23 protein-coding genes are annotated in these 19,861 nt (G+C 42.8%); 20 read left to right on the forward strand and 3 right to left on the reverse strand.

Features of this window, described 5'->3' with window-relative positions:
* Positions 1 to 5: 5 nt before the first annotated feature.
* From M3202_RS02785 to M3202_RS02815, 7 genes are all read left to right on the forward strand, one after another.
* Positions 6 to 1,469, forward strand: coding sequence for an NCS1 family nucleobase:cation symporter-1 (locus M3202_RS02785; RefSeq protein ID WP_251221842.1), 1,464 nt, complete (start codon positions 6 to 8; stop codon positions 1,467 to 1,469).
* A gap of 126 nt (positions 1,470 to 1,595) precedes the next feature.
* A complete protein-coding gene (locus M3202_RS02790; RefSeq protein WP_251221843.1) occupies positions 1,596 to 2,540 on the forward strand; it encodes an NAD-dependent epimerase/dehydratase family protein in 945 nt (314 codons plus the stop codon).
* Positions 2,524 to 3,282 (forward strand): SDR family NAD(P)-dependent oxidoreductase, encoded by a 759-nt coding sequence (locus M3202_RS02795; protein WP_251221844.1) that lies wholly within the window; start codon positions 2,524 to 2,526, stop codon positions 3,280 to 3,282. The genes M3202_RS02790 and M3202_RS02795 overlap by 17 nt, the downstream gene beginning before the upstream one ends.
* Positions 3,283 to 3,328: 46 nt before the next feature.
* Positions 3,329 to 3,697 (forward strand): RidA family protein, encoded by a 369-nt coding sequence (locus tag M3202_RS02800; protein WP_251221845.1) that lies wholly within the window; start codon positions 3,329 to 3,331, stop codon positions 3,695 to 3,697.
* Between the two features lie 34 nt (positions 3,698 to 3,731).
* Positions 3,732 to 4,982, forward strand: a complete 1,251-nt coding sequence (locus M3202_RS02805) for a M20 family metallopeptidase (RefSeq protein ID WP_251221846.1) — start codon at positions 3,732 to 3,734, stop codon at positions 4,980 to 4,982.
* 132 nt (positions 4,983 to 5,114) lie between these two features.
* Positions 5,115 to 6,350: a M20 family metallo-hydrolase gene (locus M3202_RS02810; RefSeq protein ID WP_251221847.1), complete on the forward strand. Its 1,236-nt coding sequence runs from the start codon at positions 5,115 to 5,117 to the stop codon at positions 6,348 to 6,350.
* A gap of 170 nt (positions 6,351 to 6,520) precedes the next feature.
* Positions 6,521 to 7,678, forward strand: a complete 1,158-nt coding sequence (locus M3202_RS02815; protein WP_251221848.1) for a pyridoxal phosphate-dependent aminotransferase — start codon at positions 6,521 to 6,523, stop codon at positions 7,676 to 7,678.
* Between the two features lie 133 nt (positions 7,679 to 7,811).
* On the opposite strand, the gene M3202_RS02820 is transcribed toward M3202_RS02815, so the two are convergent.
* Positions 7,812 to 8,423, reverse strand: a complete 612-nt coding sequence (locus M3202_RS02820; protein ID WP_251221849.1) for a GntR family transcriptional regulator — start codon at positions 8,421 to 8,423, stop codon at positions 7,812 to 7,814.
* 210 nt (positions 8,424 to 8,633) lie between these two features.
* Here M3202_RS02820 and garR point away from each other — a divergent pair, with 210 nt between their 5' ends.
* The 3 genes from garR to M3202_RS02835 all read left to right on the forward strand — a co-directional run bounded on the left by garR (position 8,634) and on the right by M3202_RS02835 (position 11,238).
* The gene (gene garR, locus M3202_RS02825; protein ID WP_251221850.1) at positions 8,634 to 9,539 is read left to right on the forward strand and encodes a 2-hydroxy-3-oxopropionate reductase; all 906 of its coding nucleotides are present in this window, start codon (positions 8,634 to 8,636) and stop codon (positions 9,537 to 9,539) included.
* On the forward strand, positions 9,532 to 10,962 hold the full coding sequence (locus M3202_RS02830; RefSeq protein ID WP_251221851.1) for a four-carbon acid sugar kinase family protein: 1,431 nt from the start codon (positions 9,532 to 9,534) through the stop codon (positions 10,960 to 10,962). Before garR ends, M3202_RS02830 begins: the two co-directional genes overlap by 8 nt.
* A gap of 72 nt (positions 10,963 to 11,034) precedes the next feature.
* Complete coding sequence (locus M3202_RS02835) at positions 11,035 to 11,238, forward strand: YczO family protein (RefSeq protein ID WP_251221852.1); 204 nt, start codon at positions 11,035 to 11,037, stop codon at positions 11,236 to 11,238.
* 265 nt (positions 11,239 to 11,503) lie between these two features.
* Here the strand turns inward: M3202_RS02835 and M3202_RS02840 are convergent, their stop codons facing one another.
* Positions 11,504 to 12,952, reverse strand: a complete 1,449-nt coding sequence (locus tag M3202_RS02840; protein WP_251222221.1) for a DHA2 family efflux MFS transporter permease subunit — start codon at positions 12,950 to 12,952, stop codon at positions 11,504 to 11,506.
* Between the two features lie 181 nt (positions 12,953 to 13,133).
* On the opposite strand from M3202_RS02840, the gene M3202_RS02845 reads away from it, so the two are divergent.
* From M3202_RS02845 to M3202_RS02885, 9 genes are all read left to right on the forward strand, one after another.
* On the forward strand, positions 13,134 to 13,349 hold the full coding sequence (locus tag M3202_RS02845; protein ID WP_251221853.1) for a helix-turn-helix transcriptional regulator: 216 nt from the start codon (positions 13,134 to 13,136) through the stop codon (positions 13,347 to 13,349).
* Entirely contained in the window at positions 13,342 to 13,764 is a 423-nt protein-coding gene (locus tag M3202_RS02850; protein ID WP_251221854.1) for a hypothetical protein, read from the forward strand. The genes M3202_RS02845 and M3202_RS02850 overlap by 8 nt, the downstream gene beginning before the upstream one ends.
* A gap of 16 nt (positions 13,765 to 13,780) precedes the next feature.
* The gene (locus M3202_RS02855) at positions 13,781 to 14,278 is read left to right on the forward strand and encodes a small multi-drug export protein (protein WP_251221855.1); all 498 of its coding nucleotides are present in this window, start codon (positions 13,781 to 13,783) and stop codon (positions 14,276 to 14,278) included.
* A gap of 78 nt (positions 14,279 to 14,356) precedes the next feature.
* Positions 14,357 to 14,506 (forward strand): YfhD family protein, encoded by a 150-nt coding sequence (locus M3202_RS02860; RefSeq protein WP_251191970.1) that lies wholly within the window; start codon positions 14,357 to 14,359, stop codon positions 14,504 to 14,506.
* Between the two features lie 119 nt (positions 14,507 to 14,625).
* The gene (locus tag M3202_RS02865; RefSeq protein ID WP_251221856.1) at positions 14,626 to 14,946 is read left to right on the forward strand and encodes a YckD family protein; all 321 of its coding nucleotides are present in this window, start codon (positions 14,626 to 14,628) and stop codon (positions 14,944 to 14,946) included.
* 177 nt (positions 14,947 to 15,123) lie between these two features.
* Entirely contained in the window at positions 15,124 to 15,327 is a 204-nt protein-coding gene (locus M3202_RS02870; RefSeq protein ID WP_251191972.1) for a cold-shock protein, read from the forward strand.
* A gap of 192 nt (positions 15,328 to 15,519) precedes the next feature.
* Positions 15,520 to 16,506 carry a biotin synthase BioB gene (gene bioB / locus M3202_RS02875; protein WP_251191973.1) on the forward strand — a complete coding sequence of 329 codons (987 nt, stop codon included), beginning with the start codon at positions 15,520 to 15,522 and terminating at the stop codon, positions 16,504 to 16,506.
* 76 nt (positions 16,507 to 16,582) lie between these two features.
* Positions 16,583 to 17,692 (forward strand): mechanosensitive ion channel family protein, encoded by a 1,110-nt coding sequence (locus tag M3202_RS02880; protein WP_285890128.1) that lies wholly within the window; start codon positions 16,583 to 16,585, stop codon positions 17,690 to 17,692.
* Positions 17,693 to 17,887: 195 nt separating this feature from the next.
* Complete coding sequence (locus M3202_RS02885) at positions 17,888 to 18,925, forward strand: HD-GYP domain-containing protein (RefSeq protein WP_251221857.1); 1,038 nt, start codon at positions 17,888 to 17,890, stop codon at positions 18,923 to 18,925.
* Positions 18,926 to 19,017: 92 nt separating this feature from the next.
* Here M3202_RS02885 and M3202_RS02890 read toward each other — a convergent pair whose 3' ends face one another.
* Positions 19,018 to 19,155, reverse strand: a complete 138-nt coding sequence (locus M3202_RS02890; protein ID WP_251221858.1) for a hypothetical protein — start codon at positions 19,153 to 19,155, stop codon at positions 19,018 to 19,020.
* 185 nt (positions 19,156 to 19,340) lie between these two features.
* On the opposite strand from M3202_RS02890, the gene M3202_RS02895 reads away from it, so the two are divergent.
* Entirely contained in the window at positions 19,341 to 19,841 is a 501-nt protein-coding gene (locus M3202_RS02895; RefSeq protein WP_251221859.1) for a hypothetical protein, read from the forward strand.
* The last annotated feature ends 20 nt before the right edge of the window (positions 19,842 to 19,861 follow it).

The following is a 19,861-nucleotide window of genomic DNA, read 5'->3' on the forward strand; positions in this document are numbered from 1 at the left end:
TGAAATTGGAGCATAAAAATTTACCCTATGTGGAGAAAATTAATAATCCAGACCCGACATTATATAATAAGGATCTTGCCCCTGTACCTTTAAAAGAGAAAACTTGGACTTGGTGGGCGTATGCAGCGATATGGATGGGGATTGTTCATAATATTAACCAATGGATCATCGTTGCCATCATGATTGATCAAGGAATGAGCTTTTGGCAAGCATTAAGTGTCGTCTGCTTTGCTTTTGGTATCGTATTCGTCGTATTAATAGCAAATAGTATTGTAGGTACTAAATATGGCGTTCCCTTCCCTGTAATAATTAGGGCGGCTTTTGGACCCAAGGCGGCCTTAATACCTATTTTTATTCGAGGAGTTTTAGGGGTTTTTTGGTTCGGAGTGTTTATGTATCTTGCTAGTGAAACGATTGATGTAGCATTCGGTGCTATTCTTCCCAGCTGGAGTGAGCTTGAGAATATTCGTGTTTTAGGGATGGGATTAAATACTGCAATTGGATATGGAATCTCCATTATTCTCCACTTTTTATTAATCACTCACGGTATTGAAAGAATAAAGAGATTTGAATTGTGGGCGGGCCCCTTAATCATGATTATTGCTATAGGACTAGTGTTCTGGGCGATGGATAAAGCGGGGGGATTTATGCCGCTAGTTTCTATCGAATCAACGATTCCAGAAGAGAATTTCTGGAGGCTGTTCTTTTTATCGGCAACAGGGATTATCGGTACTGTTGCGACTCTAATTGTCAATATACCTGATTTAACAAGATTTGCAAGAAGTCAAAAAGATCAAATTATTGGTCAGTTTATTGGTGTCCCCCTAATGTTTGTTTTCTTCAGTATTATTAGTCTTCTAGTTACGGTGGGCTCTGTGATTGCTTATGGTGAAGCTATTTTTGATCCTATTCACATAGTAGAAAGACTTGAAAACCCCATTATTGTATTTATTTGTGCATTAGTTCTTCTAGCTTCAGTTTTAGGTTTAAACGCTGCAACCAATGCTATTGCAGTGGGCTATGATTTAGCTGCTGTAGCACCCAAAGTGCTTACCTTCAGTAGAGCTGGGGTTGTCGCAATTATTATCGGAGTGCTAAGTGCTCCATGGTTATGGTACGGGAATGCTGATACGATGAATAACATAATGGGTGTTTTGGGAGCCAACATGGGCCCAGTAGCAGGTATTATGTTAGTTGACTTCTATTTAATCCGCAAACGAAAATATGATGTTCAAAGTCTCTTTGTACGTGGTGGGCAATATAACTATAGGAGTGGTTGGAATTTTCGAGGGATTATTGCTTTTGTTGTTGGTTTTCTAGCAGCATTAATAGGGCTTATTATTCCTGCATTAGAGGCTCTCTATGCTTATAACTGGTTTTTAGGTTTGTTTGTTGGTGGAACATTATACTACGTACTTATGACCAAATATATAGAAAAAGAAGAATTCGTAGTAAAGGATGCTTCCTAAAAAAAGTCAGTATATTTAGAATTATCACTGAAAATGAGGGGCCTTTGTGTTACGTATCAAGTAATCAAGTAAATATTACACCCTAACACAAGGGTCCTATTTTAATTCAAAAAGGGTGTGAGTCGTTTGAATTTACTTATAACGGGAAGTTCAGGACTTCTAGGTTCTTCTCTGTGTAAAGATTTGACTGCCCACGGTTATACCGTAATTGGCTATGATAGAGAAAATCATGGTTACAAGTTACCCAATTATTTTTTTGAAGAAGGAGATTTACGAGATTTCCCTCGCCTAGTTTCTGTTATGAGAAAATATGAAATTGATTCCATTCTTCATTGTGGAGGCATTTCACATCCGAAAACAGGAGAGTGTTCACCATATAGTTTGGTGCAAATTAATATTACAGGAACATTGAATATTTTCGAGGCAGCAAAACTATTTAATGTCAAAAAAGTCATATATCTTAGTTCGGGAGCAGTGTATGGAAAGAACCAATTAATCAAAACTGCAGAAGGAGATCCATTAAACCCCACTTCTTTTTACGGTATAAGTAAATTAACAGGAGAGCAAATAGCAAGTGTTTACATGGAAAAAGAAGGAATCGAAACTATCTCGTTAAGATTTGCTTTTGTATATGGTCCTGATCGAAAAATGCCTGACCCGATAAAGAGTTTATTAGAACAGGCTATAAAGGGCATCGATATAAAACTAGAAAAGGGGTCCGATCAAGAAATAGAGTACATCTATATAAAAGATGCCGTTCGAGCAATAAAAAAGGCGATGAAGTCCTCTACCATTACAAGCAGAATTCTCAATGTAGGCAGTGGAGTTAATACATCCATTAAAGAAGTAATTCAAGTTATAAAAAAACTATATCCAGAGGTAACGATAGAGGTTGGCCCAGGGGATTTTGGGTATGATACGATCGGTGCTTTTGATTGTTCAAGAGCTGAAAGGGAGTTGGGATTTAAAATAGAGTATCGATTAGAAGACGGGATTCGTGATTATGCAAGATTTCTTGAAGACAAGATTAAAAATTATATGAGGAGAGGTATGAATGAGACTCCAAAATAAGGTTGCAATTATTACTGGAGCTGGACCTGGTATAGGAATGGGAAGAGGGTTTCCAATCGGATTTGCAAAAGAAGGGGCCAATCTAACTCTAAATTATTATGCGCAAGATAAGAAAAAAATTGAAGATTTTAAAATAGAGTTGGAGAAATTAGGTGCGAAAGTAAATTTAGTTGAGGGCGATATTTCAAAAGAGCAAACGGCAAAAAAATTAGTAGAATCCACTATAGATCAATTTGGTAAAATTGATATTTTACTAAATAATGCCGGAATCTCATCTCAAAGTCTTGTACAAGATATGTCGGTTGAGATGTGGGACAAAATGATTGAAGTGAACTTAAGAAGTGTTTTTCTAACAACGAGATATGTTGTACCTCATATGATTTCGCAAAAATCTGGAAGAATTATTAACATTGCATCTCAAATAGGTCATAAAGGCGGGATCGAGCATAGTCATTATGCTGCTGCAAAAGCAGGAGTTATTGGATTTACAAAATCAATAGCTTTAGAACTGGGTCATTATGGTATAACAGCAAATTGTATTGCCCCTGGTCCAATTGAAACTCAAATGATGGCCACAGTTAATAATGAATGGAAAAGTAACAAATTTAAGGAGTTAGTTATTCCTAGATTTGGAAAAGTAGAAGAGGTTGTCCCAACTGCCATATTCCTAGCAACAGATCCAGATGGAAATATTTACACTGGTCAAACGTTAAATCCGAATTGTGGAGATATTATGATATGAGATCAATTACAAATAAAAACTAATGAAATTTATAGGAGATGTTTATATGAAGACAAATATCTTTACTTCTTTAGCACCACAACCTGTAGGAGCATTTTCACAAGGGTTAAAAATAAACAATCGAATTTATGTAGCTGGTCAAACTCCGGTTAATGTTGAAACAGGGGAAATTCCTGAGTCAATTGAAGAACAAACTAGACAGGTTATGGAAAATATTAAACATATTTTGAAAGCTGGCAATGCTATGCTGTCAGATGTTGTAAAGGTAACAACATATTTGAATGATATAAACGATTTCGATAGATATAACAAAGTTTATAAGGAGTTTTTCGAGGAGCCGTATCCGGTTCGAACAACTGTAGGTGTGGCATTGAAAGATATTCCGATTGAAATTGATGTGATTGCAGAAATTTAGTTCTACTGACGAGCTTTGAAAAGGAGTGAAACAATTGTTTATAAATGAGTTGAAACAAAAAGTTGTTGATTCAGTAAACAGCAAAGAAGTTTTAGAAATTGTTAAGAAATTAATTTCCATTCCCAGTCATACAGATTTAGAAGGTAGGGAAGTAGATGTTGCTAATTATTTGCATGAATTTTTTCAATCGGAGGGGATAGATTGTTATTTGCAGGAAGTAGTAGATGGTAGATCTAATGTGATAGCAACATTAAAAGGATCAGGCGAAGGACCAAGTATGATGTATAACGGTCACATTGATACTGTTCCACCATTAGCAATGGAAAACCCATTTACTCCGATTGAAAAGGACGGCAAGTTATATGGGCGGGGTTCCACTGATATGAAGGCAGGAGTAGCTACGATGGCCTATGCCTTGATCCTGCTAAAAAGACTTGGTATTAAACTTAAAGGAGATCTAATTTTTGCTGGTGTCATTGATGAGGAATCCTCAAGAAGTTCTGGTACTTATTACATTGTAGAAAATGGACCTAAAACAGACCTGGCAATAGTTGGAGAGCCAACAAATCTACATCCGGTTGTTGCTCACAAAGGTATTAATTACTATGAAATCTCCTTTAAAGGGGTACCAGTACATTCAAGTGTACCTGAAAATGGCGAAAACGCTATTTCTGCAGCAGCAAAATTTATTAAGCTGATTGAAGAAGAACTGGCACCTAAATATAAGAACATGAAACATCCTTTCTTATCATCGCCTACCATTACAATGAATTTAATTCATGGAGGATCAAAAGGGAATATTGGTTTTTTGACTGACAACAACTCGCCAATTGCAGGTACGGTAGCGGATACATGTAACGTATACTTAGATGTAAGGTATATACCTTATCAAACTTCTGAGGAAATAACAGAGGATATTGAATTTTATGCAAAGAAAGTTCAAGAAGAGCGTCCTAGGATAAAAACTGATGTAAAAGTACACTTCCCTCATCCGGCAATGGAAATTGCCCCGGAGCATAAGTTAGTTAAATCAGTTAATGAAAACGTAGTAACTGCAACCGGTTCTGAAAAACAAATTACTGGTGCAACATACTGGGGAGATTCCGGATTATTAAATACACTGTCAAACATTCCAACTCTTCTTTTTGGACCCGGTGATATTGGTTGTGCACATTCGGATAACGAATTTATCGATATTTCTCAAATTGCCCCAGCGGCAATTATCTATGCACTTACCGCATTGGATATTTGTGAAGTGGCTGATAAAAGTAAAGAAGACTTTTAAAATAGTAACTATTTAGCTGCTGGAGCTTTAATTTGTGACAGTAGTTATTTAGTACCGTTTTTTGTGAGAGAAGTGCGATTGATTAAACAATTTGTATGCAAGTCAGCAAAACATTAAGGGAGAGAATAGCTGATGATTAGTTCAAAGCGTTTAAATGAAAGAATTGAAACTCTCGGTAAGATTAGTGAACAAATTGAAGGTTGGGAGGGAGTAACCCGACTGGCATTGAGCGAAAAAGAAAAGGAAGCGAAGGTGTTAGTTAAATCTTGGATGGAGCAAGCAGGATTAAGTATTTATACTGATCCGGCTGGCAATCTTATTGGCAGAAAAGAAGGGTTGAAGCCTGGTTTGAAGCCGGTTGTAATCGGGTCTCATATGGATACTACCTTCAACGCTGGTAAATACGATGGTACTTTAGGTGTGATTGCAGGACTCGAAGTTGCGCAGCATATTAACGAGGAGGGCATTGAAATCATGCGTCCACTCGAAGTCATTGCTATAAATGATGAAGAAGGGGTGCGCTTTAGGGATGGTGGACTCTTTGGCAGCCGGGCAATGACTGGTAAATTAAATAAAGAGGATTTGAATTTAAAAGATGAAAATGGAATTTCAAGAAGGCAGGCGTTAGAAAGTTTTGGATTAAATCCTGATGAAATAAAAAAAGCAGTTAGAAAAAAAGAGGAGCTGGAGCTTTACTTAGAAATGCATATTGAACAGGGACCGGTTTTGGTAGAGGCGGGTGTTCCTGTCGGAATTATTCAAGGCATTAACGGGCGCTATTTTGGACAAGTAATTGTTGAAGGAGAAGCGAATCATTGTGGTGGTACACCAATGGGAATGCGTCACGATGCTTTCATAGGAGCTAGCGAAATTGTTATAGGTTTGGAAGAAATCCTTTCAGATTATAGCTCACCAACCGTCGGAACAATATGCACAGCGGAAATCTCCCCCGGTGCTGATAATATTATTGCTGGCCGCGTAGTCCTATCGGGAATAGATATTCGCGACCTGGATAATTCAAGGCGTGACTCAATCGTGGAACAACTTAAAGCCCGAGCTCAGGAAATCGGTTCACGCAGAGAGGTGAAAATTGAGTTTAACGATATGTTAAGAACCAGTTCGGCAATGTGCAGCTCTCATATCAAAGAGAGGATGTTAATCGAGGCGAAAAATATGAAGCTTTCATATATTGAAATGCCAAGCGGGGCTTGTCACGATGCTCAATTAATGGCAGAGCTATGCGATATGGGGATGATTTTTGTAAGATCTACCGGTGGAAGCCACAATCCTAACGAACATGCAAAGATTGAAGATATTGCATTAGGAACAGAGCTACTTTCACGGACAGCTCTTAGTTACTTATCTTAAGGACTTTATTGTATGCGAAATAAATCACAGTTGTATAGCTGTTATTAAGGGAAGGAGCGCATTGAATTCATAGTGCGCTCTTTTTAGGTGATAAACAAAAATTTTCATGACAGTTTGCAAGATATTATTTATAATTTTATATAATTCAATCAAATTAAGGGAGGTAACTGATGCATAACATATCACAGGTAGGATTGAACATTCCGCGCCACGGGGTAAGGGAAATTATGACAGTGGCATCAAAAATAGAGGGAGCGATTCATCTTGAAATAGGGGAGCCGAATGTTACGACCCCGATACATATTCGTGAAGCCGCCAAAGCGGCGATGGACGCCGGCATGACTCATTATACGGCCAATGCTGGATTTGATTCTCTGAGGGAGCAAATTTGTCAGCATTTGCTGCGTACTTATCAATGGCAGGTTGATCCGGAGCAAATCGTCGTTACGCCGGGAGCGGTGACGGCTTTAAACGCGACGATGCTGGCACTAGTGAACAGAGGAGAAGAAGTGCTGATACCTGATCCGAGCTGGCCGAACTATGAACAGATTGCGCTCGGGCAAGGAGCTGTCCCGATTCGCTATGAATTGGATCGGGCGAATGATTTTGCGCTTTCGTTGGAAGCATTGGAAGAAAAGGTGACACAGAAGACAAAGCTTTTAATTATCAATTCACCGAGTAATCCTGCTGGTTCGATTATGACCGGGCAGGATATTCAGAATGTGCTCGAATTTGCGAGAAAGCATGATTTATATGTCATTTCTGATGAAGTATATGATGGCATTCTTTTTGAAGGAGAGCATCTTACGGTGAAAAAGTTTGATCAAGACGACAGAGTGATCAGTATATTCGGATTTTCAAAGAATTATGCGATGACGGGCTGGCGGGTCGGTTACGCCGTCGCGCCTCTGCCGATTGCGGAGGTGACGGCGAAGCTGCTGGAGCCGATGGTTTCCTGTGCGTCTTCTGTATCACAGAAGGCAGCTGAAGCGGCTTTGACCGGCTCGGATCAATTCCTTGCTGAAATGACTGAAATTTACCGCGAGCGGAAGGAGCGCTTACTGGCCATATTCCGACAGGCAAATGTCCCTGTCATTCCGCCAAAAGGCGCCTTTTATATGCTGATCGATTGTACGGAGCTCGGCCTTGGGGCGGAAGAGGTTGCCTTGAAGCTGTTGGAGGAGGAGCAGGTAGCGGCGGCGCCAGGCACTACATTCGGTTCAACTACGGAGCGAATGCTGAGAATTTCCTTTGCAACGGAGGATGGTGAACTTTATGAAGCTGCCCGGCGAATCGCCCGTTTTATTGAGCGGCATCGCGGCAAGTAAGCGCACGGCAGGAAAGCAGACGCTGCGCTTTGTCCTGAAAGCGTTGTCGAAAAAGGTGAGCAGGGAAGTTCGCGTCTTCCTGCTCACCTCCATTGATTTTTCCGCTGGTAGAGTGGTGTCATAGGCATGGCGCTTATTGCTTTAGCAGATGAAGGCAAAATTCAAGATCGGCCTGCAGGTGCTCTTTCATCAGTTGTTCAGCGCGGTCCGCATCATGGGCAAGGATCGCCTGATAAATTTGTTCGTGCTCGTCGATTAAAAACGGCCTTTTGTAGTAGACGACCGTCCGACGGAAAAGATAAATAATCGACTGCATCCGGTCGATTGTGTCAATCATTACCGGGTTGTTGCTTGCTTGGATGATAATATTATGAAACTCCTCGTTTGCCTCCATAATTTCTTCCGTTCCACCATTTTTAGCGGTTTCAATGCAATTGTGCATCTGCTGCAAGGTGGCTTCGTTCATATAGGTGGCGGCACATCTTGTCGCAAAGCCCTCTAATAAAATTCGTACTTGAAAAATATGGCGCAGGTCGGTTTCGCTTGGATTGACGACCCGTTTCTCCTTGATTAAGCCTTCTTGTTCGAGCTTGCGGATGGCTTCCCTTATTGGCGTCCGGCTGACACCTAATCTTTCCGCCCACTTTTCCTCGGTTACTTTTTCTCCACGAGGCAGCTCTCCATTTAAAATATAATCCCTTAATCGCTCATAAGCGACTTGATATGCTGATGTTTGTTTTGCCAATGTGAATGACTGCTATCAAAAGATAGCGGTCTACCTCCTTTTTTCCAGAGAAAATGGTAATGTTCTATGCTTAGTATAAAGGTTCTCCTTTCTTTTTAATAGGGGAAGAGCAAAAAATGTAGACATAATATAAAAAATTGTATGCAAAATTATTATTATTGTGTACAATAAAAACGATCGATGAAAATCAGCTGAATGAGGTGGCATGTTATGAAAAACATCGGGTTTATCGGATTAGGAATAATGGGAAAGCCAATGGCACTGAACTTAATAAAACGAGGATATAGGTTGACGGTTTTTGATATTAATGAAGAGGCGGTTCGCGAAGTCGCGAAAGCAGGAGCGACTGCGGCTCAATCTCCAAAAGACGTTGCATTAAAAAGCGAGTTGACGTTCACGATGCTTCCTAACTCGGAGCACGTCAAAAGCGTAATTTTTGATGAAAACGGTCTCATTGAAGGGGTAAAGGCCGGAAGCATTATCGTGGATATGAGTTCCATTTCACCGGTCGTTTCACGGGACATTGCTCAACGCCTTGCCGCTTATCAGGTGGAGATGCTTGATGCGCCGGTCAGTGGCGGGGAACCAAAAGCGATTGACGGTACCGTATCGATCATGGTCGGGGGAAAAGAAGAGGTCTTTGCTGAAGTCGAGCCTGTTTTGCAATGTATGGGTAAGGACATTACATTAGTGGGTGACCACGGTTCGGGAACGACAGCGAAGCTTGCAAATCAAATTATTGTCAATGTTAATATCGCTGCGATGGCGGAGGCGCTGGCACTGGCGACGAAAGCTGGGATCGATATTGAAAAGATGTATCAGGCGATCCGTGGCGGCTTAGCCGGAAGTGCAGTGCTTGATGCGAAAGTGCCGATGATTCTTGAACGGGACTTTAAAGCAGGAGGAAGAATTGATATCAATGCCAAGGATTTACGCAATGTGCTGGCAACAGCGGAGGAGCTTGAGATGCCCCTGCCTTTGTCGGGAAAAGTAGCGGAAATGTTCGAGGAATTAATCGAGGATGGAAAGGCGACATTGGATCATTGCGGGTTAGTTCAATATTATGAAAAACATCATCAGATTGAGGTAGGTAAAGGTGGCGTCGCTCATGGCTAACGTGGAGCTGGATCAACTGTTGGCTGCTTATCCGCCTGTTGACAAAGCAGCTGTAGAGGCACGTTGGAAAGAGGTTCAGCCATCTTTCACTCATAAAATCATCGTCCTTGATGATGATCCGACAGGTGTGCAAACCGTTCACGATGTCTCAGTATACACAGATTGGACGGAAGAGACGATTGAGAAAGGGTTTTTAGAAGAGGGGCAAATCTTTTTTATTCTAACAAATTCCCGGGCCTTTACCCGAAAAGAAACAGAAGCGGAACATCGGGCGATCGCGGAACGTGTTGAGCGGATTTCACAAAAGTATAAGCGTCCTTACATGATCATTAGCCGCGGTGACTCGACTTTGCGGGGGCATTACCCGCTTGAAACAGAGGTGATGCGCGCGACAATTGAAGAGCATAGCAACACAAAGGTTGATGGGGAAATTCTTTTGCCGTTTTTTAAAGAAGGCGGACGCTTAACGGTTGAAAACATTCATTATGTTCAAGATGGAAACGTGCTCATTCCGGCGGGGGAAACAGAATTTGCCAAGGATCGCACATTTGGCTATCGGGCAAGTGACTTGGCTGAGTGGATTGAAGAAAAAACATCGGGCGCCTTTACGGCAAAAGAGGTAACTTCCATTTCACTTGAGCAGTTGCGCGCCCTTGAGATCGAGGCGATTACGGAAAAGCTGATGGAAGTCTCTGATTATGGCAAGGTCGTTGTTAACGCGCTGGAGGAAGATGATGTGCGCGTCTTTTCGATCGCCTTAATGAACGCATTAAATAAAGGGAAGCGTTTTTTGTTTCGCACGGCGGCGACGTTTACGAAAGTAATCGGAAATATTTCAAGCCGCCCACTTCTTGAACGGGAGGAGCTGATCGATCCAGCTTCAACGAATGGCGGTTTAATTATTGTCGGCTCTCATGTGCAGAAGACGACCGATCAGCTTGAGGCGTTGAAGGAACTGACGATGCTGCATTTCATTGAATTTGATTGTCATCTCGTGCGTGATAAAACGGCTTTTTCAGCTGAAGTTGAACGGGTGAAGCAGGAGGCGGAAGCGCAGGTCACAGACGGGAAGACGACGGTCATCTATACGAAAAGAGAACGGCTTGATCTCGGGAAAGGGATGGAGGAAGAAGAATTGAAGCTTTCTGTCCAAATTTCCGATGCTGTCACGAGTATTGTTGCTGGCTTTGCGGTCCGTCCTGCGTATTTAATTGCTAAAGGAGGCATCACATCAAGCGATGTCGGAACAAAAGGACTGCGGGTCAAAAAAGCAGTTGTTGCCGGCCAGGTGGCGCCGGGAATCCCTGTCTGGAAAACGGGGGCCGAAAGCACGTTTCCGTTTATTCCTTATGTTATTTTCCCGGGAAATGTTGGTAACGTAACGACGTTAAAAGAAGTTGTTTCATTGCTGGAAGGAATTTGAAGCGCGGCAGTCGATCTTTTGCAGGTTTCGCATTTTCGTTCACCGGGAACAGGGCAATAAGGAGGGATTGCCTTGAAGAACTCGGAAAAGGAAAAAGTATTAAAAGAACGTAATGATAAAGAGAAAGCGTTTAAGAAAGATAAGGAAAAACAAAAGGAGCGCGACCAGACGATCATGCCAGTCGATGATCTTCCGCTTGAAGATATTAAACAAGAGGCGGAAGAGGAGCGTCAAAAGGAAAAGACAAAAGATCGTTCGTCAAGCGACCCAGACTGACAAATGTAACAAGAAAGTTTGTTAGATAACCTTCCGAAATCCCCTGCGGCTTGTCAGATCCGTGCTACACTGTCAGTACAGGAAAAGCTGGGAGGGATGAAAAATGACGAAAAAGCCATTAAAAAATCCAGGTGTGTTCTCGCTACTGTTTCTGACATGGGTTGTTTTGTTCGATTGATAAGCCAATAAAACGTGATAAATGAAGAGGCTGCGTAACACGGAACTATCCGTGTCACGCAGCCTCATTGCTTGTGTTGCAACATGTTTACTGCTCTGTTACTTCTTCCGGAGCAACTGTCCGTTTCATAAACAGCGTAAGAATAAAAGCGAGTATCGCAAAAATCAAGCCGATTGAAAATGTGCTTTGAACCCCGGCTGTTAAGGCTGCGGCTTCGATATTTGCCGTTGTGTCTCCAACCGAAGATAAATAGCGTGCCTGTCCTGAGGCCAGAATGCTGATAAACAACGCAATTCCGATTGCTCCCCCAACCTGGACAAGTGTATTAATAATCGCCGAGCCGTGCGGGTAATATTTCCGCGGCAGCTGATTCAGCCCATTTGTTTGGGCCGGCATCATAATCATCGCGACAGCAATCATCAATAATGAATGCAGCACAATGAATTGAAAGACGGAAGTGGACGTCGTCACATTCGTGAACAGCCACATGACGATTACGAGTAAAGCCCCGCCCGGGATGAGCAGCACCTTTGGCCCGAATTTATCAAAGATTCTTCCGCAAAGTGGCGAAATGAAGCCGTTCAAAATGCCACCAGGCAACAATGCGAGTCCGGCGACGAAAGCACTTAAGGCGAGCCCGCCCTGCAAGAACAAAGGCAGGATAATCATCGTAGAAAACATCGTCATCATGACGATGATGACTAAAACGGTCGCAAGCGAAAACATCGGTGATAAGAAAGCGCGCATATCGAGAAGCGGATCTTCGAGACGCAGCTGACGGATAACAAACAAGATTAGCGCGATCGCTCCTGCGATAATCGTCAAGTATACTTCAGGACTGGCCCAGCCATGTGATCCTTCTCCGGCGCTGCTAAAGCCGAAAACAATTCCGCCAAAACCGACAGTGGAAAGAATAATCGACGTAATATCGACTTTCGGCTTCGTAATGTCCGTTATGTTCTTTAAATAAAGAGCGGCAAAGGCGATCGAAAACAGCGCAAAAGGAATAACAATAAAGAACAGCCAGCGCCAGTTCAATGATTCGACAATCACTCCGGAAAGAGTAGGGCCGATTGCCGGCGCAAACATGATGACAAGTCCAATCATCCCCATCGCCCCTCCGCGTTTATCAGGCGGGAAAAGGACGAGCACCGTATTCATCATGACCGGGATTAAAAGTCCGGTTCCGCTCGCTTGAATAAGCCGGCCGATCAGGAGAAAAGAAAATGTAGGCGCAATTCCGCAAATAACCGTGCCAATCGTAAATAAGGTCATTGCCCCTAAAAAGAGCTGTCTCGTTGTGAACCACTGTAGCAGGAGGGCTGTTACCGGGATTAAAATTCCGACGACGAGCAAAAACCCGGTAGAAAGCCACTGAACGGTAGCGGTAGAGACTTGTAAATCATTCATCAAATCCGTAAAAGCGACATTTAGTAAAGTCTCATTCAAAATGGCAAAAAATGCGCCAATGATTAAAGAGATCATAATGGGTGCTTTTTTTATTTCTGTCTGTTTTGAATTGGCGGCACCAGCCATTGTTCCATTCACAAGCGTATCCTCCTTTTTCTTTCTAACTCCAACAGTAATTTAATATAGCAAACGAAGCTTCAGAAGTCACTAATTTTGCTCGATGTTAATAAATCCTAACAAAATGTTAATTATTCTTTACATTATGTCAAGGATAGTTTACAATGAGTGAGCGAGGAGGGAAAAAGGGATGTTGCAAAATCGAGTGAGGGAATTGCGAGCGAAACATCACTTTACCCAATCTGATTTAGCTGAACGCATTGGAGCAACAAGACAGACGATTGGGATGATTGAAAAAGGAGACTACGCGCCATCGGTGACGTTGGCGTTGAAAATAGCCCACGTTTTTTCCGTTTCCTTGGAGGACGTATTTTGGCTTGAAAGTGAGGCGAAGCAAGATGATTGAAAGGACAATTCGATCGCCGTTTTTTATGGTCGCATATACGGGTCTGATGCTGCTTTTTGTATATGCCAGCTTTGAGCAAAAGAGCTGGGTGTATCCATTAGGAATCGTAGTGCTTATTGTGACAGTTGGGCTGTTTCTCTTTCTGATCGTTCACAACCTCCGTCACCCGGAACGGCGCATAAAGCTGATTTCCTTTATTCCCTATGAGTTTAACGAGGAGGATGAAGGGCAGCAATGGGTGACGAACCGGGCCTGCAGAAAAGTGTATATCTTTTTTTATTTTGCAATTCCGTATTCAGCCTTACTCATGGTTCTTTTCCCTTATTTTCCGGAAGTACCGCTGCTTATTCTTTTTTTACTCGCAAGCACGCAATATACAATTTACTGGTACGAAACAAGACGATATTTAAAATAAAAGGAGAGAACGAAAAATGGGATATATTATTGCCTACGCGATTGTTTTTTTACTGGCGGCTACGCCTTTCTTTGAAGTGGTAGCTGTTATACCACTCGGAGCTTTAGCCGGTTTGCAAACATGGCTCGTTGTCATTATCGGGTTGCTTGGAAATGTCGTAACGGTCCTGCTTGTCATTGTTCTGATGGATCAGATCAAGGCATGGCTCCAGCGGAGAAGAGAAAAGAAGGGCAAAGCTCCGAACAAACGGGGAGCGCGCGCAGAAAAGATCTGGAAGAAGTACGGTCTGCCTGGGTTGGCATTTTTAGGTCCGATTCTTGTCGGAAGCCACTTAGCTGCCTTTTTAAGCATGTCATTTGGCGGGGAGCGGAAAGCCGTTGCAAGCTGGATGATGATCAGTCTCGTCTGCTGGGCGACGGTTACTGGGATTTTGACGTTTTACGGAGTGGACTTCATCGTTGACCGTTCAGAGTCGGATGGCTTTTTGATTGATCTGCTTCAACGGTATTCATAAAATCAACTGTCATGAGATCCACCTAACTGGTTCATACTACAAATAAAGATAGCAGTACATCCAAAAAGGAGGATCAACATGGCAAAAAAACCGAAAGCACAACAGCAAAAGGGACCATATGATGAAGTGGAATTTTCTGAAGAGCTGGCAGACGGTGCAGATCGGGATGCGATGGCCCGGATGCAGGCCGCTGACGACCGTGCCAAACAAAAAAAGAAGAAACGCTGATCATAAGGTTACGTCCGGGTAAAAGGTGAAACAACCAATCTTTTGTCCGGGCTTTTTTTGTATATTTTCCTAAAGGCAGTACAAGTTAAGAATACAGGTACATAAAGGAGGGAAGAAAAATGCGATGGTCACATAAGCTGTTTTTGCTGCTTGTTTCGGCCCTTGTTTGCGGCTTGGTGCTTTCCACCAATGTATTCGCGGCAGACGGTGAAAATAAGGTGGAACTAACGAAGCAGCAGCAGGAGGAAATTGCGGAAATCCAGCAGGAGATTCTCGAAAAGAAAAAAGAAGTGATTGAAAAGTATGTGGAATTTGGCGTGTTCTCTGAAGAGAAAGGAAACCACATCATCGAGAAGATGGAAGAGCATTACAGCAAGCTTGAAAAGAACGGTTTTATTCCACGCTGGGAAAAGCGAAAACATCATCATGATAAGGAATAAAAGAATCGTTATTCTTTAGCTGGCTTTTTCTAACTGGAAGTGTTATACTTGTGTTAACTTATTTTTGATCGTTTTTAGAATAAAGATGGATCCGCTAGATGTTTCCTCTTCATTATTACGAATTATCAAGAATAATCATTAAAATGTGTGGTTCACCACACGACAGGAGGAAACAACATGCAACAAGGTACAGTAAAATGGTTTAACTCAGAAAAAGGTTTTGGTTTTATCGAGCGTGAAGAAGGCGACGATCTATTCGTTCACTTTTCTGCTATCACTGGTGAAGGCTTCAAAACACTTGACGAAGGTCAAGCTGTTACATTTGATGTCGTTCAAGGCGACCGTGGCGACCAAGCTTCTAACGTAAAGAAAAGCTACTAAGAGCTAGACTGACATAAAGAAAAGGCTTTGAGGATTTGTTCCTCAGAGCCTTTTTTGACGTTCTTTTAAAAAAGCTTGTCACAAGTCGGACTGTAGGTGGACCGGTTTTTTGGATGAAAAAAGGGTTGTGCTTTTCTTGTTTTATTGTTAACTTAATTATTAATTAGGTTAACAAAAAGGGGCTGGTAACTTATGAGAGGAAACGATTGGGGAAAGCTGGCGGAAAAGGCGATCAGGCAGGAGGAGATTTCAATCGGGGAGGGACTTGCTGTTCTAGCCGCTGCTGACAGCGAAGTGTTACCGCTTTTGCATGCTGCTTTTGCGGTACGGCAAACGTTTTTTGGCAAGAAGGTTAAGCTGAATATGATTATTAATGCGAAAAGTGGCCTATGTCCGGAAGATTGTGGCTACTGCGCTCAATCTATTGTGTCCAATGCGCCGGTGGAAAAGTATACTTTGCTTGAAAAGGAAACGTTACTGGCTGGGGCGAGGGAAGCATTGAAGCGAAAAGCCGGAACCTATTGCATTGTCGCGAGTGGCCGGGGCCCGACTGACCACGAGGTTGAGCAGGTCGTCGATGCCGTCGCAGAGATCCGGGCGACGATGCCATTAAAAATTTGTGCCTGTCTCGGTGCATTATCTGCGGAAAAGGCAGCGAAGCTAAAGGAAGCTGGCGTTGAGCGCTACAACCATAATATTAATACGCATGAAGAGCTTCACCCGGCTATTACGACGACGCATACATACCAGAATCGAATCGAAACATTGCAGCATGTGAAGCAGAGCGGCATGTCCCCCTGTTCAGGGGTGATTATCGGGATGGGCGAGTCGGATCAGCAAATTGTTGAAATGGCTTGGGCGTTAAAAGAGCTTGATGCTGATTCGGTGCCGGTCAATTTCCTACATGCGATTGCCGGAACTCCACTTGAAGGAAGGCCGGCAACAAAGCCGCTGCGTGCATTGAAAATATTAGCATTGCTGCGCTTTATTCTGCCGACGAAGGAAATTAGAGTGTCCGGAGGGCGTGAAGTGAATCTTCGCACGTTGCAGCCGCTTGCCTTGTACGCGGCGAATTCCATTTTTGTCGGTGATTATTTGACGACGCCGGGCCAGCAGATGGAACTGGACTACCAAATGATTGAAGATCTTGGGTTTGAAATTGAAGAATGCGCATTGTGAAAATCCTGCGGGTCTGCTATTCAGCCGCTGCCACCTATGTTAAAATATTTGTCGATATAACAAAGGTGGGATCGACATGGAAAGATGGGACGCGTTTGTCCGTTCAGTGCAGAGAATGGAATGGAATGATTATGCGATTGCCTTCGCAATCTTCCTTATATTTCTCTTGTTTCGTAAGCTGTTTACACGCTATATTTTTAAAATGGTTGTCAAAATGTCACGCAAGACTCCGACGGAGGTCTTTACGAATGTTCTCTTAGCTTTTGAAGCGCCGCTCCGGCTGTTCTGGGTCGTGCTCGGTACATATTTGGCGCTTGTGTACTTACCGTTTAACTGGACGACGGTTGAGTTTGTCAAGCATCTGTACCGATCGATTATTATTATTTTAATCGGCTGGGGGCTTTATAATTATACATCGACGCAGTCGATGGTCTTTGTCCGGATGGCGCGTAAGGTCGATATTGATGAGGACAGCATGCTTGTCCCTTTTTTGTCGAAAATTTTACGCTTTACTGTCGTCGCGCTTGTGATCGTCGTCGTCGCCGGTGAGTGGGGGTACAGCATCAGTGGCTTCGTTGCCGGACTGGGGCTCGGCGGCCTCGCCTTTGCCCTTGCGGCACAGGATACGATCGGAAACTTTTTTGGCGGCGTCATTATTATTACGGAAAAGCCATTTTCAAAGGGGGATTGGATCAAGACGCCCTCTGTGGAAGGAACAGTAGAAGATATTACGTTTAGAAGTACGCAAATCCGTACGTTTGAGGATTCGGTCATTACCGTTCCGAATTCAACACTCGCCAATGAACCCATTACCAATTGGTCGCAAATGAACAAGCGGAGGATTACGTTCTCGCTTGGTGTGACGTATTCAACACCACGGGAAAAGCTGGAGCGCTGTGTGAGAAGAATTGATGCATTGCTGCGATCGCATGAAGAAGTTGATCCAGATGTCATTATGGTTCACTTTAGTGAATTCAACGATTCAAGTCTTGAAATCTTTTTGTATTTCTTTACAAAAACAACCGTATGGGCTGAATGGTATCGGATTAAAGAGAATATTAATCTTGAGATCCTGAAGATACTGGAGGAAGAAAACGTTCATGTAGCTTTTCCGAGCCGTACTGTTTATTTTGAAAAAGAAGAGCGGCCGTTCGATTTGGAGGACGAGCCTGCCGGCAAGGAGTAGGGCCGTCTGCCGGAAAGAGCGCGGCTATGCTTCTTTTGCAAGAGAAATCGGTATCTTTAAAGATGTGTCAAACGGTGTTTTCTACCTTTTGGCACGTCTCTTTTTTACTAAACTCTGCCAGCTTTGCAGTCATCCCTAGTATACAGAAGAGGCTTCCACTATAATAAAAGGAAAAGAATGTTAAGGGAGTAACGAATGAAATATACATTAATTGATCATGTTCAGCATGGGGAACGGTTGGCGAAGCATATTTTTGCAAGTGATGGACGGGTGCTTTTACAGGAAGATGTGCAATTAACTGTCGGGATACTTTCACGATTGCGACGCATGGGAGTGAAAGCGATTTATATTAAAGATGAGCGCGTAAAAGATGTCAAACTTGAAGAAGTTGTGTCGGAAAGAGTGAAAAGAGAAACCATTTCCACGCTCCAGGACTCCTTTCAGCTTGTGCAAACGGGAAAAAATATTGATTTTCAAGCTGTTCGGAAGGTAATTTCAACCATCATTGATGAAGTATTGCAAAACCAGCAGACATTGTTCGCTCTTATGGATATTCGCACGGAGGATAATGAGCTTTACGTTCATTCTGTCAATGTCTGCATACTTTCGACGATTGTCGGAATTAAAATGGGTTTGGACCGAACCAAACTTCAGGAATTAGCGATAGGAGCATTGCTTCATGATATTGGAAAAGTGGTCGATGATGCACCTGGCCAACTTGAGCCAATGAAGAATGATCATACGTGGAAAGGGTTTAATCTGCTGCGGAAAAATAAAGAAATTAGTACGCTTTCTTCTCATATCGCTCTTACTCATCATGAAAATATGGATGGAACCGGCTATCCGCGAAAGCTAAAAGATGAAGAAATTCATGTCCTGTCTAAAATTGTCGCGGTGACAAATACATATGACCGCCTGCTGTCGCCGAAAGATGGAGGTAAGGGGATGTTCCCGTATGAAGCGTGTGAGTATTTGCTTGGGCTAACGAATATTCAGTTTTCCCATGAGGTGATGTGGCGTTTTTTACGGGCGGTGGCTTTTTATCCGACAGGAAGCCAGGTGAAATTATCGACAAAGGAAACAGGAATCGTTGTCGATCAAAATCCAGGACTGCCACAGCGTCCGATTATTCGCGTTTTTCACATGGTCGGTTCGGCTTCTGAAGACTTTGATGTGAAGCATATTGACCTAGCCAAGGAAACGACGGTCTTTATTGAAGAAGTTTTATCGTAGAGAAAGGAGCTTAAGACAAAAGGGCGGTTTGTCCCTTTTGCCTTAAGCATGAAGTCTTGACACAGCCTTTCAGTTTTCTGAATTTTTCAAAATCAATTAAAATAAATGTATACGATGGAGCCAATAATAATCACCAGCAGGAAAATAACCATACAGCCGGGTTTGCCGACGAAGGTCCGGTCAAATGAGTCGTCCCGTCCCACATTCCGATTTCGACTGTCACTTCTCAAAACGTTTCTCCCCCTCCCGCTATCAGTTGAATTTTAACATAACAGGAAGTGTTGAGTGGAAAAAGGGCTGCGCACTAAAGGGAATAAAAAAGATTAATCGCAAAAAAATAAGGGTATGGTCTCATATAATCTTGAACAGGCTACATATAATGAAAAAGCTTGGCTAAAAAAGGAAGGTGAGAAAGATGAAAGCTAAATATCTGTTGATCATCGGGCTTATTTTCATTATGACCGGTTGTGGAAAAGTAGTAGGTGAATCCGAGGTAAAAGCTGAAACTGACGAGGCTGCCTTTCTTACATTTGAATGGATCGAAGCAGGCTATAATGGTTTGTTGGAACCGTTGTCGATTGAGCTTGGTCAATCAGCCGACCAGATCGTTGCGGCTTATGGACAACCGCGGGAAAAAGGGTCCTATGAAGGCGGGGAGTTTTGGCAATATGATCCTCATACTTTTTTTATAAATCCAATGAGCGGACAAAGCGTGGCCGTCGCAATGGACATTGAAACCTATCAACTGACGGAAGAAGACTTAAAACGTGAGCTTGGGACGTTTGATCGAAGCGAACAAAATATGATGGAAGATTACTGGATGTACGTCTATGAGCTTGATGATTATGAGCTGATCTTTGAAGCGAAGACAGAGGGAGGACCCTTGCAGTTTGTCTGGCTGCGGGAATTGCAGTAGCGGATGAAGCTGACGTTTGA

It is taken from the genome of Halalkalibacter oceani, assembly GCF_023715605.1.
In the GTDB taxonomy this organism is placed as follows: Bacteria; Bacillota; Bacilli; order Bacillales; family Bacillaceae_D; genus Halalkalibacter; species Halalkalibacter oceani.

Coding starts and splice junctions, on each gene's coding strand:
- M3202_RS02795 (WP_251221844.1), top strand. CDS start 2,524: ATGAGACTCCAAAATAAGGTTGCAATTATTACTGGAGCTGGACCTGGT.
- M3202_RS02800 (WP_251221845.1), top strand. CDS start 3,329: ATGAAGACAAATATCTTTACTTCTTTAGCACCACAACCTGTAGGAGCA.
- M3202_RS02810 (WP_251221847.1), top strand. CDS start 5,115: ATGATTAGTTCAAAGCGTTTAAATGAAAGAATTGAAACTCTCGGTAAG.
- M3202_RS02815 (WP_251221848.1), top strand. CDS start 6,521: ATGCATAACATATCACAGGTAGGATTGAACATTCCGCGCCACGGGGTA.
- garR (WP_251221850.1), top strand. CDS start 8,634: ATGAAAAACATCGGGTTTATCGGATTAGGAATAATGGGAAAGCCAATG.
- M3202_RS02830 (WP_251221851.1), top strand. CDS start 9,532: ATGGCTAACGTGGAGCTGGATCAACTGTTGGCTGCTTATCCGCCTGTT.
- M3202_RS02840 (WP_251222221.1), bottom strand. CDS start 12,952: ATGGCTGGTGCCGCCAATTCAAAACAGACAGAAATAAAAAAAGCACCC.
- M3202_RS02845 (WP_251221853.1), top strand. CDS start 13,134: ATGTTGCAAAATCGAGTGAGGGAATTGCGAGCGAAACATCACTTTACC.
- M3202_RS02850 (WP_251221854.1), top strand. CDS start 13,342: ATGATTGAAAGGACAATTCGATCGCCGTTTTTTATGGTCGCATATACG.
- M3202_RS02855 (WP_251221855.1), top strand. CDS start 13,781: ATGGGATATATTATTGCCTACGCGATTGTTTTTTTACTGGCGGCTACG.
- M3202_RS02860 (WP_251191970.1), top strand. CDS start 14,357: ATGGCAAAAAAACCGAAAGCACAACAGCAAAAGGGACCATATGATGAA.
- M3202_RS02865 (WP_251221856.1), top strand. CDS start 14,626: ATGCGATGGTCACATAAGCTGTTTTTGCTGCTTGTTTCGGCCCTTGTT.
- M3202_RS02870 (WP_251191972.1), top strand. CDS start 15,124: ATGCAACAAGGTACAGTAAAATGGTTTAACTCAGAAAAAGGTTTTGGT.
- bioB (WP_251191973.1), top strand. CDS start 15,520: ATGAGAGGAAACGATTGGGGAAAGCTGGCGGAAAAGGCGATCAGGCAG.
- M3202_RS02880 (WP_285890128.1), top strand. CDS start 16,583: ATGGAAAGATGGGACGCGTTTGTCCGTTCAGTGCAGAGAATGGAATGG.
- M3202_RS02885 (WP_251221857.1), top strand. CDS start 17,888: ATGAAATATACATTAATTGATCATGTTCAGCATGGGGAACGGTTGGCG.
- M3202_RS02895 (WP_251221859.1), top strand. CDS start 19,341: ATGAAAGCTAAATATCTGTTGATCATCGGGCTTATTTTCATTATGACC.